Annotated in this window: 18 protein-coding genes; 6 read left to right on the top strand and 12 right to left on the bottom strand. The window is 32.5% G+C overall.

Features of this window, described 5'->3' with window-relative positions; translation table 11 throughout:
* Positions 1 to 108 precede the first annotated feature (108 nt).
* Entirely contained in the window at positions 109 to 912 is an 804-nt protein-coding gene (gene coaW, locus IDG63_RS07470) for a type II pantothenate kinase (protein ID WP_000862728.1), read from the top strand.
* 129 nt (positions 913 to 1,041) lie between these two features.
* Here the strand turns inward: coaW and IDG63_RS07465 are convergent, their stop codons facing one another.
* The 3 genes from IDG63_RS07465 to IDG63_RS07455 form a co-directional block, all read right to left on the bottom strand.
* Positions 1,042 to 1,713 (bottom strand): DUF2750 domain-containing protein, encoded by a 672-nt coding sequence (locus IDG63_RS07465; protein WP_000120549.1) that lies wholly within the window; start codon positions 1,711 to 1,713, stop codon positions 1,042 to 1,044.
* Positions 1,714 to 2,111: 398 nt separating this feature from the next.
* Complete coding sequence (ldmS, locus tag IDG63_RS07460; protein ID WP_000183722.1) at positions 2,112 to 3,305, bottom strand: L-aspartate--L-methionine ligase LdmS; 1,194 nt, start codon at positions 3,303 to 3,305, stop codon at positions 2,112 to 2,114.
* Entirely contained in the window at positions 3,305 to 4,489 is a 1,185-nt protein-coding gene (locus tag IDG63_RS07455) for a M20 family metallopeptidase (protein WP_001291498.1), read from the bottom strand. The genes ldmS and IDG63_RS07455 overlap by 1 nt, the downstream gene beginning before the upstream one ends.
* Positions 4,490 to 4,799: 310 nt before the next feature.
* Here IDG63_RS07455 and IDG63_RS07450 point away from each other — a divergent pair, with 310 nt between their 5' ends.
* Complete coding sequence (locus IDG63_RS07450) at positions 4,800 to 5,270, top strand: S-ribosylhomocysteine lyase (protein ID WP_000164421.1); 471 nt, start codon at positions 4,800 to 4,802, stop codon at positions 5,268 to 5,270.
* A 151-nt stretch (positions 5,271 to 5,421) separates the two neighbouring features.
* Here IDG63_RS07450 and IDG63_RS07445 read toward each other — a convergent pair whose 3' ends face one another.
* The 3 genes from IDG63_RS07445 to deoC form a co-directional block, all read right to left on the bottom strand.
* Positions 5,422 to 5,772, bottom strand: coding sequence for a DoxX family protein (locus tag IDG63_RS07445; protein WP_001024035.1), 351 nt, complete (start codon positions 5,770 to 5,772; stop codon positions 5,422 to 5,424).
* A 13-nt stretch (positions 5,773 to 5,785) separates the two neighbouring features.
* Entirely contained in the window at positions 5,786 to 7,087 is a 1,302-nt protein-coding gene (locus tag IDG63_RS07440; RefSeq protein ID WP_001242310.1) for a pyrimidine-nucleoside phosphorylase, read from the bottom strand.
* A 280-nt stretch (positions 7,088 to 7,367) separates the two neighbouring features.
* The gene (deoC, locus tag IDG63_RS07435; RefSeq protein ID WP_001083323.1) at positions 7,368 to 8,030 is read right to left on the bottom strand and encodes a deoxyribose-phosphate aldolase; all 663 of its coding nucleotides are present in this window, start codon (positions 8,028 to 8,030) and stop codon (positions 7,368 to 7,370) included.
* 314 nt (positions 8,031 to 8,344) lie between these two features.
* Between deoC and deoD the strand changes: the two genes are divergently transcribed.
* Complete coding sequence (gene deoD, locus IDG63_RS07430) at positions 8,345 to 9,055, top strand: purine-nucleoside phosphorylase (RefSeq protein ID WP_000160304.1); 711 nt, start codon at positions 8,345 to 8,347, stop codon at positions 9,053 to 9,055.
* A 120-nt stretch (positions 9,056 to 9,175) separates the two neighbouring features.
* Here deoD and IDG63_RS07425 read toward each other — a convergent pair whose 3' ends face one another.
* From IDG63_RS07425 to IDG63_RS07400, 6 genes are all read right to left on the bottom strand, one after another.
* Positions 9,176 to 9,619 (bottom strand): Dps family protein, encoded by a 444-nt coding sequence (locus IDG63_RS07425; protein ID WP_000070866.1) that lies wholly within the window; start codon positions 9,617 to 9,619, stop codon positions 9,176 to 9,178.
* 199 nt (positions 9,620 to 9,818) lie between these two features.
* Positions 9,819 to 10,232 (bottom strand): thiol-disulfide oxidoreductase DCC family protein, encoded by a 414-nt coding sequence (locus IDG63_RS07420; RefSeq protein ID WP_001123303.1) that lies wholly within the window; start codon positions 10,230 to 10,232, stop codon positions 9,819 to 9,821.
* A gap of 456 nt (positions 10,233 to 10,688) precedes the next feature.
* Entirely contained in the window at positions 10,689 to 12,062 is a 1,374-nt protein-coding gene (locus IDG63_RS07415) for an EVE domain-containing protein (protein ID WP_000123402.1), read from the bottom strand.
* Between the two features lie 671 nt (positions 12,063 to 12,733).
* Positions 12,734 to 12,964: a hypothetical protein gene (locus IDG63_RS07410; protein ID WP_000808817.1), complete on the bottom strand. Its 231-nt coding sequence runs from the start codon at positions 12,962 to 12,964 to the stop codon at positions 12,734 to 12,736.
* Positions 12,965 to 12,994: 30 nt separating this feature from the next.
* Positions 12,995 to 13,933 (bottom strand): type I phosphomannose isomerase catalytic subunit, encoded by a 939-nt coding sequence (locus IDG63_RS07405; protein WP_001127960.1) that lies wholly within the window; start codon positions 13,931 to 13,933, stop codon positions 12,995 to 12,997.
* Positions 13,934 to 14,368: 435 nt separating this feature from the next.
* Positions 14,369 to 15,034, bottom strand: coding sequence for an SDR family oxidoreductase (locus IDG63_RS07400; protein WP_001024093.1), 666 nt, complete (start codon positions 15,032 to 15,034; stop codon positions 14,369 to 14,371).
* 151 nt (positions 15,035 to 15,185) lie between these two features.
* Here IDG63_RS07400 and czrA point away from each other — a divergent pair, with 151 nt between their 5' ends.
* The 3 genes from czrA to IDG63_RS07385 all read left to right on the top strand — a co-directional run bounded on the left by czrA (position 15,186) and on the right by IDG63_RS07385 (position 17,845).
* A complete protein-coding gene (czrA, locus tag IDG63_RS07395) occupies positions 15,186 to 15,506 on the top strand; it encodes a Zn(II)-responsive metalloregulatory transcriptional repressor CzrA (protein ID WP_000003759.1) in 321 nt (106 codons plus the stop codon).
* A 1-nt stretch (position 15,507) separates the two neighbouring features.
* The gene (gene czrB, locus IDG63_RS07390) at positions 15,508 to 16,488 is read left to right on the top strand and encodes a CDF family zinc efflux transporter CzrB (RefSeq protein WP_000019739.1); all 981 of its coding nucleotides are present in this window, start codon (positions 15,508 to 15,510) and stop codon (positions 16,486 to 16,488) included.
* A 265-nt stretch (positions 16,489 to 16,753) separates the two neighbouring features.
* The gene (locus IDG63_RS07385) at positions 16,754 to 17,845 is read left to right on the top strand and encodes a hypothetical protein (RefSeq protein WP_000495672.1); all 1,092 of its coding nucleotides are present in this window, start codon (positions 16,754 to 16,756) and stop codon (positions 17,843 to 17,845) included.
* Positions 17,846 to 17,979 lie beyond the last annotated feature (134 nt).

The following is a 17,979-nucleotide window of genomic DNA, read 5'->3' as shown; positions in this document are numbered from 1 at the left end:
AAATGCAATGGCATCAAATTTGTTAATAATTACTATTATTACTTGTTTTTTAGTCATTTTACTATACTATTATTTAAGGATAGACATTAATAATGAGGTGGGAATCTTATGAAAGTTGGCATTGACGCTGGCGGTACACTAATTAAAATCGTTCAAGAGCAAGATAACCAACGTACTTTTAAAACTGAATTAACTAAAAATATTGATCAAGTTGTGGAATGGTTAAACCAACAGCAAATTGAAAAATTATGCTTAACTGGAGGTAATGCAGGTGTCATTGCTGAAAACATCAACATTCCTGCACAAATTTTTGTAGAGTTTGATGCTGCATCTCAAGGACTAGGTATTTTGTTAAAAGAGCAAGGCCATGACTTAGCAGATTATATTTTTGCAAATGTTGGTACCGGTACGTCACTACATTATTTCGACGGCCAATCACAACGTCGTGTAGGCGGTATCGGTACAGGTGGAGGCATGATTCAAGGACTCGGTTATTTACTAAGTCAAATCACTGATTATAAACAGTTAACTGACATGGCACAACACGGTGATCGTAACACTATCGATTTAAAGGTTAGACATATTTATAAAGATACCGAACCACCCATTCCCGGTGATTTAACAGCAGCTAATTTTGGTCATGTACTACATCATTTAGATGCTGATTTTACACCTAGCAATAAATTAGCAGCCGTTATTGGTGTCGTTGGCGAAGTTGTTACGACAATGGCCATTACTGTTGCACGTGAATTTAAAACTGAAAATATCGTTTATATCGGTTCTTCATTTCATAATAACGCTTTATTACGCAAAGTTGTGGAAGATTATACTGTGTTACGCGGTTGCAAACCGTACTATGTTGAAAACGGCGCATTTTCAGGTGCTATTGGTGCATTATATTTAGGTAAATAGAAAAAGACCATTTATATGCGCGTTGTTTTAAATAAACGCTATATAAATGGCCTTTTATTTTATGGTCTAAGTGTTTTGAATACGTATTGTTCCATTTATTATCACTTAATTAATTACAACTCAATTCAATTAAAATGTAAGTTCATTAGACAATTTTTGCGCTGAAACAATTGTACCAACCACGCCAGTTTTTAAATCTATCGCAACGGCTTTATGATCATCTCTAAGTTCATCTAGCCATTCTCCGAAAACAGAACCTTCAATCGTAATTAAATCACACTCTTCAAAATCTTCATCTCGAACTTTTAACGCTCTGTTTTTAATACTCCATACAGGCATAATATGCGGCTTTTTTTCGTCGCTATCATTTTCACTAATGAGAATAAACTGCTTACTACCTTTTTTAGTTAAGCCGTATACTTCATCATATTTCGCTACATCTTGGACAAATTCTTTGATTCTAATTTTATCTAATTCCGTCATCACTTCTTGTGTAACAGCTACAACGTTTAGTAGATGCCCTTCTTCTTCCATTGTTTGATTCATAATAATATGGTCTTGTTCATCAAACAATTCATCTAATTCATAAGTAGCAAAACGATCAACGTCCATTTTTACAACTTTATCAAATGGAATATCACGACTTGTTAAAAATGATACGGCCACACTTTCTTCTGTCCAAACGCCTACATACGCTTCACTTTTATAATTTAGGCGTACTAGTTTTTTATTTTTAGAGGCGAAATAAATACATTCATTTATTAATATATCTCTAAAGAATGGATATGCTTTATAAGACATGCTTGACCCTCACTTTTTAAAATATGTCATACATAAAATAGTAAATGACTCCAACAAGTTAGTCAATTAGACATATTATGAATTCAATTTAATGTCATGTTTTTCATTTTAAAAATTCAATAGCATTAAATTTTACGTATACACAAATTCGGTCTATAACACGAAACATATTTAGTTACTAAAAATTTCAAAACGATAACCTTTAGTATACCTTTATCAACAAAATGGCAACTCTTATAACATAGTGAAATAAAAGTCGCCATTTAATATTAGTATTACAAAGTATTGCCATATCATAAATTTAATTACTGTTGACTAGAATCGAAAAAAGCTTGTTACAAACGCATATTCAGTCAACTACTGGCAACACAACATTGTAGCGCCTTATGTTCCGAACTCTAATAGTGTTCAAGTTCAGCTAAAAATGCGCGTTCATTCTCCAGTACTGTTTCTTTTGAATCACCATGCCAAATACAGCCAAACCTTGATTTAACTTTATCTTCACCGTACCAATCACCATCATAATAAGATAACGGGTATAAACTACCTTCTTTGACATATTTCAAAATCGTATTGAAGAAATGTGTGTTATCACCTTTTGAATGATAACTATAAAACTTTTGATATCCTGAATTCAACTCGTTAGCAAGTAATAACATGCTCGTTGAACCATTTTGTCTAAAGTTTAAATCAATCGCATAAACGTTATCATCCTCATCGACGAGTAGGTCAAAACCAGCTACACCAAAGAATCCTTGATTCACACCGTTTTCCATAATTTGTCTACCTGCTTCTATAACGTGCTCTGGTACATTAGTAGTATTTTCATTTCCGTTATAAAATCCGTACTTATCCGTTAATTGCGTTGCCGCACCAAGATATTGAATGCCTAGCGATTCCGAGTATGCAAACTGAACGCAATAATTCGCTTTTTCTTCAATCTTCTGTTCGATAATAAGCGAATTCGTTTCAGCAGTTGCCTGTTTAATACGCGTTATCGCTTTTTGTAAATCTGCATCATGATAACAAATCATAACGCCATAGCCACCTGCTGTCGGAAGATCATCTCCCGGCTTAATTACAAACGGGAATTCCCAATTCTTAATCTCGTTTTCGAATTGCTCAATTTTTACAACTTTTCTTTTTGGTAAAAACTTTCCATTTGTCCATTCAGGTATTCTTGCTTTATTATTTAAAGCAACAAATAACGTTTTATCTAATGCATAATATTGCTGATTCAAGATTGTTTCATCATGAATATATTGAAAATAAATCTTTTTATTTTCCTTATGTGCCAATTGTTTGATCAAGTTTTCGTAAGATTGCTGATTGTTAAATGTATAAATTGAGTTCGGTACTTCCTTACCAATAACTTGAAATAGCTGATGCAATTTGTCTGTCGCACTAGCTTCGTGAACAATAACAGGTAATTGATTTGCTATTAATAACTCCCTACCAGTTAAAAAATTAGATTGATGTTCGTCCGGTTTCAACCATGGATTCGATATATACGAAGGTCTTGACGTATAGACAACATCTTTGTCATATAAATCACTTAACGTTAAGTTCGGCTCATTACCATTATTTGTCATTACTTCCCATTCCCTTTCAAATGCGCATGCTCTTCAATAATGTCTTGATAAACGTTTTGATTTGTAATTAACTCTAACCCCATCAACGCCATTATTTTAGCACCTTTAATTAATGCTTCATCACCATGTACACTCGCAGCCGCTTCTCTAAATCTATGCGTATGTCCTACTAAATTACGTGATCCTATTTTAATATGAGGATGTATTGTTGGCACAACATGACTTACGTTCCCTGTATCCGTAGAGCCATAACCAAAATCATCATCAATAACTGCTTCACCAACTTCTTCAGCATATTTAGCAAATAAATCATCTAATTTCGGCGTTTTAATGAATTCATTCACACCGTTTTGAATTGGACCAAATTCATAATCACAACCAGTCTGTATCGCAGCTCCACGTGCGATTTGATTTACTTTTTCTGTTAATATATCCAATTCTTTACGCGTCATTGCTCTAGTATAAAAACGAGCATGTGTATAGTCTGGAATAATATTAGCTGCTTTCCCGCCATCTAAAATCACACCATGCACACGTTGATCTTTTTTAATATGTTGTCGTAGTTGTGCTACACCATTAAAATAACTAATCATAGCGTCTAATGCATTTAACGCTTCATCTGCATTTTCAGAGGCATGAGCACTTTTTCCGTAAAATTTAACATCTAAAACATCCACTGCCAAAGTATCAATCGTTTTATAAGTTTCATTTCCCGGATGAATCATTAAGGCAATGTCTATTTGATCAATCACACCAGCCTTGACATAAGAAGCTTTAGCGCTACCATTTTCCCCACCTTCTTCAGCTGGACATCCAAGAACGACTACTTTACCACCAATTTGGTCAATCACTTGCTTCAAACCAATTGCACCAAGCACACTTGCAGTTCCAATGATATTATGACCACAAGCATGACCCAACCCTGGCAAAGCATCGTATTCTGCTAAAAAACCTATAGCTGGCCCGTCAAGACCTGAATCATATGTCGCTATAAACCCAGTTGCATGCCCAGCAATCTCGGTTTCAATTTCAAAATCATGCTCTTTCAAACGATCTATTAAAGTTCGAGACGCAAATATTTCTTCATTACCAAGTTCAGGACGTTCATGAATTCTATGACTGATTTCGATATAACTATATTTATTTGTTTCTATATAATCGAGAATTTGTTGTTTTTCACTCATTTTTTACTATCTCCCTTTTACCCTACACTCATTTTAATCATCCACAATATTTTGTTCTTTCAAAATGAATTATTACTTATTCTATCGGTTTTATCTCATGATGTCATCTAGTTTTTCTTTATTTACAAAATTTTCTAATAACTAAAAGCCTTTCATAAATTTATAAAACAGTTTCAAATTGTAAAACATAAGCCCTATTGTTACAATTTAAGTATTGTTAGAAACACAACTTACAACAAACTTAAGTTTTATAATGCAACAAATCATAAGCGTTTTATAGTTTTGAGTAGTTAATAGGAGGAAATTCAAAATGACAAAAATGAATGTTGAAAGTTTCAATTTAGATCATACTAAAGTGGTTGCCCCATTTATTAGATTAGCGGGAACGATGGAAGGATTAAACGGAGATGTCATTCACAAATACGACATTCGTTTCAAACAACCAAACAAAGAACATATGGATATGCCCGGACTACATTCATTAGAACATTTAATGGCTGAAAATATTAGAAATCATAGTGACAAAGTTGTTGATTTAAGTCCTATGGGTTGCCAAACTGGTTTCTATGTATCATTTATTAATCATGATAATTATGATGATGTATTAAATATTGTTGAAGCAACTTTAAATGATGTGCTAAATGCTACTGAAGTGCCTGCTTGTAATGAAGTACAATGTGGCTGGGCAGCAAGTCATTCATTAGAAGGTGCTAAAACTATCGCTCAAGCATTTCTAGACAAACGAAACGAATGGCATGATGTTTTCGGTACAGGAAAATAAATCTTAGTCAATCAAGTTAATCAGAAAAGCAGTCGAACAATGATGTTACAATCGCCATTGTCCAACTGCTTTTTATTATGCTTCAAAGTCAAAAAATCGAACAAATGAAAAAGTAAAATCTTTAACATTTGTCCGATTTATTTGAGAACCACTATAATTTCTTAATTAGTCCCATTAACACGAACTGCATAGGTAACCTTAAATATAGTTGCCATGTTGGCAATTGTTTATCTCCTAAAGGTAACTTTTTAACTGCCATATAGATATTAGCTGGGAATACAGCTAGCAAGAATAGATTGATTGTATTTTTCAAGCATTGAGATGGTCTTTTAATTAAAAGTGCAAGTCCAAATAATATCTCAAAGATTCCTGTAACAAGAACCGCTGTTTTTCGAAGTGGCAAACATTTCGGTATGATATTTCTAAATTGTCGTTCTCGTGTAAAATGCAATACACCTATTACACTAAAACCTATTCCTAATAAATATCTTAGTATGTTCAATCAGCTTCAACTCCTATTCTATAATGATTTTATGAATTAATGTAGGCGATACAACATGATCAGCAATTGTTATGCTTGAATCTAATTTTTTAACAACATCGTCTACATCTTGGCGATTACTGTGAATCGTTAATAATGATTCTCCTTCTTCTACTTTATCACCAATTTTTTTATTTAAAACAATACCAACCGCTAAATCAATATCATCCTCTTTTGTTAAACGTCCCGCTCCTAACATCATCGAAGCGACACCTATATCGTTAGAGACTAATTCAGTCACATAACCTGATTTTTTAGCTTTATATTCAATTTGATATTGAGCTTGTGGCAAACGCTCTGGATGGTCAATAACAGTTTCGTCGCCACCTTGGTTTTTAATAAATGTTTTGAATTTTTCTAATGCTGCACCTGAATTAATTGCCTCAATTAGCAACGCTCTCGCTTCTTCAAGCGTTTCAGCTTTGTTTGCAAGTACAACCATTTGAGAACCTAATGTTAATACAAGTTCTGTTAAATCTTTCGGACCTTGTCCTTTCAACGTATCAATTGCTTCTTGTAACTCAAGCGCATTGCCAATCGCACGTCCAAGTGGCTGATTCATATCAGAAATAATCGCCATCGTATTACGTCCCACATTATTACCAATACGTACCATTGCGTGCGCTAATGCTTCAGCATCTTCTAATGTTTTCATAAATGCACCGCTACCAGTTTTTACATCTAATACAATTGCATCTGCACCAGCAGCAATCTTTTTACTCATAATTGAAGAGGCAATTAATGGTATTGAATTGACAGTACCAGTAACATCCCTTAAGGCATATAATTTTTTGTCTGCAGGAGTTAAATTTCCTGATTGTCCTACAACTGCCACTTTATTTTCATTAACCAATTTCACAAATGTTGCTTCATCTATTTCAACATGAAAACCATCAATTGCTTCTAATTTATCAATCGTACCACCTGTATGACCTAATCCACGCCCACTCATTTTTGCAACAGGAACATCTACAGCTGCTACTAATGGTGCTAAAACCAATGTAGTTGTATCTCCTACACCACCTGTTGAGTGCTTATCTACTTTGACACCTTTAATATCACTCAAATCTATCATATCACCAGAATTAACCATAGCCATCGTTAATGCTGCACGCTCATCATCATTCATATCTTGGAAATAAATCGCCATTGCTAAACTTGATGCTTGGTAATCAGGAATATCCCCTTTAACATAGCCGTCAATAAAGAAATTAATTTCTTCCGTTGTTAGTGTATGACCGTCACGCTTTTTCTCAATAATGTCTATCATTCTCATTTTTATCATCCTTTTCTTAAAAAGCTTAGGACAAAGCATCTGCGCTTTCTCTAGTCCATTTTTAAAAGCACAAGCGAAAATTATTATAGCAAGCTATCGATTTCATTTTTAATATCACAATTTCAATGCGATGTTATTATTCTTAAATAGATTGGTTATAACGTTAAAGTCCCTATTAAATTAACTTAGAATCATCATGGCATTTATGATGTCTTAAAGCTGATATCGACATACTTATATATGGTTACGATGTCCCATGCTTACATATTTTTTTATAAAATTAGTAATCTGAATCTGCTTCTAAACCTTGCATAATTTGAACGCCTGCGCTCGCACCAATACGTGTCGCACCTGCTTCAACCATTTTATTGAAATCTTCTAAATTACGTACGCCACCTGATGCTTTTACTTCTACATCAGCACCTACTGTATCTTTCATTAATTTAACGTCTTCTGCAGTCGCACCGCCACCTGCAAAACCTGTTGAAGTTTTAACGAAGTCCGCACCAGCCGCTTTTGTTAATTCACTCGCTTTTACAATTTCGTCATGGTCCAACAATACCGTCTCAATAATCACTTTTACTGTGTGATCTTTCGCAGCTTTAACCACTGCTTCAATGTCTTGTTGTACATCATCAAAACGCCCATCTTTTAATGCGCCGATGTTGATGACCATGTCAATTTCATCTGCACCATTTTGAATTGCATCTTCTGTTTCAAATGCTTTCGTTGCAGTTGTCGATGCACCTAATGGGAATCCTATTACCGTACAAACGAGCACCTCTGAATCAGCTAGTCGCTCTGCTGCATATTTAACATGTGTTGGATTCACACATACAGATTTAAAATTATATGCTTTCGCTTCATCGATGATTTGATCGATTTGCGTACGTGTTGACTCAGGCTTCAATAAAGTGTGATCAATCAATTTTGCACTATTCATTTTCTATCTCCTCCTTTATGGTTGATTATAAAAATACGGTTGTAAATTAGTTGTTTGAGCGTCAGGTTCATTTAAATATCAGGTTAGATGTTCGCTTTTTATGTAACCGCATACATATACTATTACATTAATTCATTTCCCATAAACAAACAATACAATTGAACATGATATCTTCATTATGAACGATGACTTGACAACAAGCTAATCAGGATTATATTTTTATAATTCTTTAATTCTATAGTACAAAAATTCGCAAAAAAGGGAAACAAATGTTATCTTAAAATTATTAATGAATATTAAGGAGAAGATAACAAATGACAAAAGGTACACCACATATTCAACCAAATGGAGTAAAAATTGCTAAAACAGTATTAATGCCTGGCGATCCGCTACGTGCAAAATATATTGCTGATAATTTTTTAGAAAATGTTGAACAATTTAACGATGTACGTAACATGTTTGGTTACACTGGTACATATAAAGGTAAAGAAGTTTCTGTAATGGGTTCTGGTATGGGTATTCCAAGTATTGGTATTTACTCATATGAGTTATACAACTTCTTTGATGTAGATACAATCATTCGTATCGGTTCTTGTGGCGCATTACAAGAAAATGTTAACTTATACGATGTTATTATTGCACAAGCTGCATCAACTAATTCAAATTATGTAGATCAATACAATATTCCAGGTCATTTCGCGCCTATCGCTGACTTCGAGTTAGTAACTAAAGCTAAAAATGTCGCTGACCAAATCGGTGCTACTACACACGTAGGTAACGTATTATCTTCTGATACATTTTACAATGCCGATCCAACATTCAATGATGCTTGGAAAAAAATGGGTATTTTAGGTATCGAAATGGAATCAGCTGGTTTATATTTAAATGCGATTCATGCTGGTAAAAAAGCACTTGGTATTTTCACAGTAAGTGATCATATTTTACGTGACGAAGCTACTACACCTGAAGAACGTCAAAATTCATTTACACAAATGATGGAAATCGCTTTAGAAATCGCAGAGTAACTTATTTAAATTGACTTTAATTGCTCTTTAACAATGCGATTAAACTCAAAAAGCCAACACATTCTGGGCGTATCCCCATTTATGTGTTGGCTTTTATTTATATTATTACTTATCTGTAGATTAGCTTAAGTAAGATTTAAACATCCAATTATGTTTATCTACTGATGTTTGCATACCTATAAACATATCTTCTGATACATCATCGCCAGCATTACCAGCAATTTCGATTGCGTTTTCTAATTGTTTTGAGATATTTGTGAAGTCTTGTGATAATTCTTCAACCATTTGTTCTGCAGAGTAACCTTTCGCAGCTTCTTTAACAATTGATTGCTCTAAGCATTCAGTTAATGTACCTACAGGGTTTCCTCCTACCGCTAAAATTCTTTCAGCTAATTCGTCTACATATTGGCTTGCTTCATTATATAATTCTTCAAATTTAACGTGTAATGAGAAGAAGTTAGGCCCTTTCACATACCAGTGGAAATTGTGTAGCTTTGTGTAAGCTACTGTCCAGTTTGCTACTTGTTGATTCAATTCTTTTACAACATCTTGTTGATTACTCATATTTAATACACTCCTTAAAATTGTCTACGTCTTGCTTATTTATATTAATTATTATATTATAATGATTCTAATCTGTAAAGTGCTTTTACCTTCTTTTTTATAATTATTCTAATATAAATGTAAGGTGTTCCGCTTTTTAAATGCCTAAATTTTAATTCATCATCTAATATATCCATTATCAATTAGCAAGTATGTTTTATCAATCAGTAAGTTTTACTTTCGCATTATCATCTAAAAAGAACGATTTTTCATAATCATTTGGTTGGTGCCATGTTGTTTTCCACATTCTATTTCTATTATTAGCAAACATTCGATAACCGAAATTACGGACTGGTTTAGGTACAAGCCATAAACCTACGCCCAATAATTTAGTTCGATTAGGTAGTGCTGTGATTAGTTTAATAATCGCCTGCGATTCAAAATATATACGATCACCTTTCTGTAAAATCACACTATTTTTATTTGCCGCTTCTGGATGTTGTTTAAAAAATTGTTGGCCAACTTCACCTTTTAACGTGGCAAATTGATAATTTCTTGGTAGGTCATGTTGAATTAACCAAATGACATAGTTATAACAATATATACAGTTTCCATCATAATATACGATTGGCATAATTTATTCGCTCCTTTAATAGTACTTATAGTCATTTTTCCTAATTTAAAAACATTTAAACAAGGTTGTCACTTGATAAGTCCTCGCGACACGAAATTGCCATAAAATTTATTTTCCAGTTTTATATTTATTGTATAATGTATTTTTTATTTACTTTAAATTTCTCAATCTACAGTGTAATCTTATTTCTTATTATTAACTTAGCGTTTGGTCATTCGTCTTATTCAACATACGACTGGAAAACTCATATAAAGTTTTAATTCAGTAACATAAATTCATCTATATTCATATACTGTCTTTATTATTTATTAAAATAAAAACGAGTAATCTATCATAAGCTCTTAATTAGCTCTTATGGTTGATTACCCGTCATTTTTCTTTATGCGGTTATTCAAATATGCAATTATGCAATTTTTAATCCTATCCTTACTTCTTTTCAAAAACTACCATATATCATTAGTCATGTTTGACTTTGACTATACGTGTGTATTTTAAAAACTGCTCTGAATATTTCTCCTTAATTTCCTCTAAACTGTCATATGTAATACCTACAATATGCCAATTAGGATTGAAATAATAGAAAGAATCTTTTTGTCGTGACCATTTAATCATATTACCGTCTTTATTATAACGTGGTAATGTTACTTCATAGCCTTCTAACACATTAATATACGTTTGGAAAATGTCTGTATCTATACGATTAAAATTATCAATAACTAAATAACTTTTATCCTTTTTAGGCATTAATTGAGTAATAAACCCTTCACGATAGTATAATGCCCCTGTTTCATTTGGTAAATACTTGCCATAAAGCATATCTTCTGAAAAATCAGGATGACCTGTTGTTATAACAGGATTTGCATTTGCTTTTTGCAATAAGTCATTAGCCGCTTTTAAGCCTTCTTCTTTTCGATCTACAACAAGTAAAATAAATGGCTTTAACGCTTCTTCTTTTTCACTTTCAAGCATATCTGGTTTTTGAACCATTTCAAATGGAGATTTCAATCCATTATTATCGCTCATTTCAATAATTGCATCATACTGTGCTTGTGACATACTTGCAATAGCCTGTTTTGCATTTTCTTGAAGGAAATATAAGTTTTTCAATTTAGGATGCTTATTTAATGTACTTAATGTAATCGGCGTAATGTCTTTCTCATAAGACACTTCAATCACTGTACTATTTGTTCTACCAGGAATTGGTGGTTTTTCATGAATATGCTTTGAAACTTCTCCAATTCCAACGACAGATTGATTTTTCGTTCGATTATAAAAAATAATATTGTCGCCTTCTTCTAACTGAGTATAAAAATGATAACCATTACGTTTAATACCGTTGTACGTGTGCGTATAAATCGTATATTGGTTTCCAGGTTCAAATTCTTCAGTTTCAGCTAAAAAGAAATAACGTGGTATCTTAATTTCGCCTTTACCAAGACCACTTATTAAATCAAACTCTTCTGCAGTGATTTGGTTGAACAATGTCTCTTTCATATTACTCATACGAAATTCCAAAGCTTCACTACGCTTTAAATAATCAGCTGTTAATGGTTTCAATTGTTCATTAAAACGAAACTGTACACGTATTTTATTTTGTGCACCTGTTTCAACACTAATAATTTCACCACATCCAAGTAGTCCAGTATCCGTCTGAACTTGATAAAAGATGACTTGATCTCCTACTTTAGCCTTTTTAAACGCTCTAAATCCTTGAGATGGGTTAAAATGTGCGCCTGATTCAAATAAAGCTGTTTGTCCTACTAACGGTTCATTATGATTCCAACGGTTATATCCACAATTCAACCAAAAATAATTCGTTTCTGCTGTCATCTTAATACTCCTTAACCTGAATAAATTTTAGAAACACTATGAATTACATTCTTTTAGTGTTTCTTATGCAGTTGGACGCGTATGCGAACAACTGTATACCCTTTGTTCACTGCGATTTTAATCGCATTTCCTATAACATTGTAGCGCCCAGGACATTAATTTACGTCCCAGACCCTTATCGTTTTCACTTCTAAGTAAGTCGAACTATTTTGCTTTACAACAAGTGCGACTCTAAATACAGTTGGACACACATACGAGCAACTGTATACCTTTTAATCAGTTTTCTATATTTTATTTATTATATCTGTCTTAATGATAAAAATTGTTACAAACAGTTTAACATATTTAGCTACCTATTTTGCATATAAAAAACATGCTTGCATACACTATGCAATAAAAATTACAAATTTATATATGATACCACTATGCTTGCTTATCTCTATAGCGCTATTGATACACATTTTTAAATATCTATACTGCCGTTAGAATTTTAGCATGTCTTAATTTTCATTAAATATTAAATACTTCATTTTATATAAACCAACAAAAACCCCCTCACTACTATGCAAGTGAGAGGTTATGTTGATGTGCTTTATTTTCATCAATGTCATTAACACAATCATATTTCTTCTGTTAATGCACTGTATTATATTCAAACGCGCTATCGACAATTAATTTGAAGCTACAAAGGTACCGCATAATGGCAGCACATTAATTAACAATGCGCTAAACTTTAATGAGGCGCTGATTTGCTTGTCTTTAAAAGTCAACATAGCACTGATAATTCCTAAAATAGCTACTATACGTGGAATTGTCATGCTCGGATACTGCGGTATATGTAAGAAAGCACCAAGACCTGCTATCACACCACATACTAACGCAATATATAGAAATTGCTTCAAATCATTCACTCCTAAATTGTTATTACACTATTACACATAGCTAATCATCAATGTGAAATCACCTTCAAAGACACTATCCAAATCTTCAGAAGTCAAAATAAAGTTTGTACCAGTAGTCAGTTTGAAAATTTCACCATCGACAATCATTTGCCCTTCGCCTTCCAACACTGTAACTAAACAGAACTCTCTAGGCTTCATATAATTTAACGTGCCAGAAATTTCCCATTTAACCAATGTAAAGAAATCATTCGATACAATGTGTGTACACTTATGGTTTTCAATAATTTCGCTTTCAGGCAAAATATTAGGTAATGGTGCATTGTACTGAATAACGTCTAAAGCTTTTTCAATATTTAACGGTCTATCATTATATTGATTATCTTGACGATTGAAATCATAAAGTCTATATGTAATGTCTGACGATTGCATCGTTTCGTATGCTAATATTCCTGAAGAAATAGTATGTACTGTTCCTGCTGGAATAAAATAGAATTCTCCAGGTTTTACTTTAATATATCTAAGTATCGACTCTATCGTTCCGTGTTGAACATGATTCGCAACTTCTTCTCTAGACTCTGCTAATGTCCCTATAACTATTTCTGCATCTTCTTCTGCATCTATAATATACCAACATTCAGATTTGCCATATTGCCCGTTTTCATGCTCATAAGCATAAGAATTATCAGGGTGCACATGAATAGAAAGTGATTCTCTTGCATCCACTATTTTAGTTAGAAGCGGAAAATCTTTGCTTGGGAAATCACCAAACAATTCACGATGTTCTGACCAAATACGGTCTAATGTTTGACCTTGATATGGTCCATTAATAATCTCGCTCGTACCATTTGGATGTGCTGACACACACCAACATTCCCCAGTTGTATCATTGTCTAATTGATATCCAAACTCACTTAGACGTTGACCGCCCCATAATTTTGTTTTTAAAATTGGTTGTAAAAATAATGGCATTGTTGCACCTCCATTGTGATTAAGTAAGCAATAGAACTCTGATGTTGTTGTTCCATTATATTTTGATTTTGTTCTCATTTACATCGTATTATAAACTTCCACATTTCAAATTAACTATTAGTGATTGTACCATATTTACTAACATTGCAGTACTGCCAATTAAAGCGCTTCACTTAAATTTACAGTACTTTAACATTTTTAAAAATTAATAGCATAGAGATTATATCTCTCTTACATTTGTACACATTTCCCTTTAAATTTACTCGCCCATTATACCAATTAATAAACAACTTTAATAGTTGTGCCATACATTGTTCAAATTCTTTGTAAAATGCATAGACAATACGTACTTATTCATACTTATAATTCATCATTTTCAAAAAAATAACGAGTTACGAAAACGTAACCCGCTTCAAATCATATTTACTATCCTTATTAATCCTTTTCAATTTCAAATTGAGTTAAAGCATCTTTAATGTCCTTGTCACCACTAATAATTTGAAACTCTTGGTGATTAAAATGATTGGATGTGACAATTTCTTTTAATACTGTCGCAACATCTTCTCTAGGAATTTCACCTTTACCGTCAAAATATTGTGCAGCTTCTATCTTTCCAGATCCTGCTGCATTTGTAAGTGCCCCTGGATGTAAAATTGTATAATTCAATCCTGAACGTCTTAAATAGTCATCAGCGTAATGTTTAGCAATTGTATAAGGCTTTAAATCACCGCTATCATCAAAAGCTTGACGTCTCGAATCATATGTTGAAACCATGACATAGTGTTTAATATTAGCCTCTTTACTCGCAATCATTGATTTAACAGCACCATCTAAATCGACAATAATTGTTTTATCTGCACCTGTGTTCCCTCCAGAACCTACTGAAAAGATAACTTTATCGAATGGTTTAAACGTCTCAGTTAAAGTCTCTATTGAATCATTTTCAACATCAACAAGAATTGCTTTCATACCTTGTGATTTTAACGCATTAAGTTGATCTGATTGCCTAACACCTGCAGTAAATGGTACATTTTCTTTTGCTAATTGTTGCACTAGTAACGAACCTACACCGCCATTAGCACCTATAACCAAAATATTCATTTACAACACTCTCCTATTTATTATTCCCTATGCCATACCACTTTATGAGATATGTAAAACTTGTTACAACTATAAAAATCAATTGACATACTACTGGGAACGTATTAAATTAATATATGAACAAATATTCATATGAAAGGATTGTCATATAATGTCAGAACAATATTCAGAAATAAATACAGATACATTAGAACGCGTAACTGAAATTTTCAAGGCATTAGGCGATTACAATCGAATACGTATCATGGAATTGTTATCAGTCAGTGAAGCAAGTGTTGGTCACATTTCACATCAATTGAATTTATCTCAATCAAATGTCTCGCACCAATTAAAATTACTTAAAAGTGTGCATCTTGTGAAAGCAAAACGACAAGGCCAATCAATGATTTATTCATTAGATGACATCCACGTAGCAACTATGTTAAAGCAAGCCATACATCACGCGAATCATCCTAAAGAAAGTGGGTTATAATATGTCTCATTCACATCATCATCATGACCATATGCATAGTCATGTAACTACAAATAATAAGAAAGTATTGTTTATATCGTTTTTAATAATCGGTCTATATATGTTTATCGAAATCATCGGCGGTCTCCTTGCTAACAGCTTGGCATTACTATCTGACGGTATCCATATGTTTAGCGACACATTCTCATTAGGTGTTGCTTTAATCGCATTTATATATGCTGAAAAGAACGCCACAGCTACGAAAACATTTGGTTATAAACGTTTCGAAGTACTCGCAGCATTATTTAATGGTGTAACGCTTTTTGTAATAAGTATTTTAATTGTTTTTGAAGCGATTAAACGTTTCTTTGTTCCTTCTGAAGTTCAATCAAAAGAAATGTTAATCATTAGTATTATCGGTTTAATTGTCAATATCGTTGTTGCATTCTTTATGTTTAAAGGCGGCGACACTTCACACAATTTAAATATGCGTGGTGCTTTTCTACATGTTATCGGAGACTTATTAGGTTCAGTTGGCGCCATTACTGCAGCTATTTTAATTTGGGCATTTGGATGGACAATCGCCGATCCTATCGCAAGTATTTTAGTTTCCGTTATTATTTTAAAAAGTGCTTGGGGTATCACAAAATCTTCAATTAACATTTTAATGGAAGGCACACCAAGTGATGTTGATATAGATGAAGTTATAACTACTATTAAAAAGGATTCACGAATACAAAGTGTGCATGATTGCCATGTTTGGACAATTTCAAATGATATGAATGCATTAAGTTGTCATGTTGTTGTAGACCATACATTGACAATGAAAGAATGTGAATTATTATTAGAAAACATTGAGCATGATTTATTACATTTAAATATTCACCATATGACTATTCAATTAGAAACGCCTAATCACAAACATGATGAATCGATTATATGTTCAGGAACACATAGTCATTCACATAACCATCATGCTCATCATCACGCGCATGTACATTAATAATTTTAACCTACTGCCATTGCATCGATTAAACTTTTCAATGGCAGTAGGTTTTTTATGCCTTTATGGCGACTTGTTTGGTCTTTGATGATGCAATGTTTATTAACAAATTTTCAACTATTATTTCTTACATTAGTCATATTTTTGACAATTTACTATTATAATTCTCTAACTTTAGTCACTTTAATTAATTTTTATTAGATATTAATATGAAAATAACGTGTTTTTTGTTATTGTATTTATATGAAGAAAAGGAGGCACCACTTTGTTTACTTACTTTAAATCAGCATTTAAAAATGCTAAACCACAATTATTAATAACATTGATATATGCACTTATAGCATTTGCTGTAATTGCAGTTGTATATTTACTTGCTAATTTCCAGCTTGCTAAGTATGCACAAACTATTGCAATTTATTCACAATTTGGGCAAAAACCACCAGTAGATGCATATTTAAAAGTTATCGCTGTATTACTTATAGCAGCTGTAGTTTCACTGTTTGTTTTAGTTCAAATTTTTATCGGAATTACAAATGTTATGAAACGAGCAATGAGTCATGAAAAAGTAAAATTTACCGATTTATTTATTGCATTTAAAAAAGGTAATTATTTAAAGAGCGTTCTGATCGGTCTTGTATCTATAGCAATGATTATCGTTCTTTCACTTCTGACATCATTACTATACAAATTATTTTCTCCAGTATCAGAAATGATTATGAATTCAGTACAATCATCATATGCAGATAGTACACACCTAATTGGTATTGCTATTACAACTCAAAGCATCATAATCATTGTTGTTTTATTGATTAAAGCAATTATTACTTGGTTATTGTTAATACCTATTTTCAACTTTATGACTAGTTTCGTTGAATCAACTAACGATAAAGTAAAAACACACTTAGCTAATGGATTTAAAGCAATGAAAAATGGTCAAAAAACATTTTTCAAATTTTTCATTGGAATACTATTATTAAACTTAATTATTATTTTATTTAAAACACCTGTTGGTTACTTGATTTCATTTAATACGCAATCACTCTCTCAAAGTGTTGCAGAAAATATCATAAGAGTTTATACAGTAATGACAATTATTTTATTCGTTGTTATTCATGCAATCATTTTAATGGGTATCGTTCAATATTACTTAAAACGTGGTCAAAAAATTACTAAAGATAAAGTAAAAACAGCTGACAAGAATAAAAATGTTGTCACTGAACCAAAAAATACAAAAGTAGAAAATGATAAAGTGACAACATCTGTTGAAACAAAAACAGAAAAAGCACAAGATTCATTAAATGATAATACAAAAAAAACAATGACTTCAGATAAACCAGAAGACAATCAACCAAAATAAATTTTAGAGGGCTTGGGACATTAAGTTCTTAGGCAATGTAAAAAAGCTGATTTCTATTAATTATTTGATAGAAATCAGCTTTTTTGATATGTATTTTATAATGTACAGCTCGTTGAGCTGCTATTTTCCTTATA

The organism is Staphylococcus sp. EG-SA-14, assembly GCF_017151935.1.
In the GTDB taxonomy this organism is placed as follows: domain Bacteria; phylum Bacillota; class Bacilli; order Staphylococcales; family Staphylococcaceae; genus Staphylococcus; species Staphylococcus aureus.
This window is presented reverse-complemented; position numbering and strand designations above follow the sequence as displayed.

Bases quoted from the DNA above. Each gene is read 5' to 3' on its own strand.
- IDG63_RS07425 (WP_000070866.1), bottom strand. From the start codon at position 9,619: ATGAGTAATCAACAAGATGTTGTAAAAGAATTGAATCAACAAGTAGCA.
- IDG63_RS07450 (WP_000164421.1), top strand. From the start codon at position 4,800: ATGACAAAAATGAATGTTGAAAGTTTCAATTTAGATCATACTAAAGTG.
- coaW (WP_000862728.1), top strand. From the start codon at position 109: ATGAAAGTTGGCATTGACGCTGGCGGTACACTAATTAAAATCGTTCAA.
- IDG63_RS07405 (WP_001127960.1), bottom strand. From the start codon at position 13,933: ATGCCATTATTTTTACAACCAATTTTAAAAACAAAATTATGGGGCGGT.
- czrA (WP_000003759.1), top strand. From the start codon at position 15,186: ATGTCAGAACAATATTCAGAAATAAATACAGATACATTAGAACGCGTA.
- deoD (WP_000160304.1), top strand. From the start codon at position 8,345: ATGACAAAAGGTACACCACATATTCAACCAAATGGAGTAAAAATTGCT.
- ldmS (WP_000183722.1), bottom strand. From the start codon at position 3,305: ATGACAAATAATGGTAATGAGCCGAACTTAACGTTAAGTGATTTATAT.
- IDG63_RS07465 (WP_000120549.1), bottom strand. From the start codon at position 1,713: ATGTCTTATAAAGCATATCCATTCTTTAGAGATATATTAATAAATGAA.
- IDG63_RS07415 (WP_000123402.1), bottom strand. From the start codon at position 12,062: ATGACAGCAGAAACGAATTATTTTTGGTTGAATTGTGGATATAACCGT.
- czrB (WP_000019739.1), top strand. From the start codon at position 15,508: ATGTCTCATTCACATCATCATCATGACCATATGCATAGTCATGTAACT.
- IDG63_RS07455 (WP_001291498.1), bottom strand. From the start codon at position 4,489: ATGAGTGAAAAACAACAAATTCTCGATTATATAGAAACAAATAAATAT.
- IDG63_RS07400 (WP_001024093.1), bottom strand. From the start codon at position 15,034: ATGAATATTTTGGTTATAGGTGCTAATGGCGGTGTAGGTTCGTTACTA.
- deoC (WP_001083323.1), bottom strand. From the start codon at position 8,030: ATGAATAGTGCAAAATTGATTGATCACACTTTATTGAAGCCTGAGTCA.
- IDG63_RS07420 (WP_001123303.1), bottom strand. From the start codon at position 10,232: ATGCCAATCGTATATTATGATGGAAACTGTATATATTGTTATAACTAT.
- IDG63_RS07440 (WP_001242310.1), bottom strand. From the start codon at position 7,087: ATGAGAATGATAGACATTATTGAGAAAAAGCGTGACGGTCATACACTA.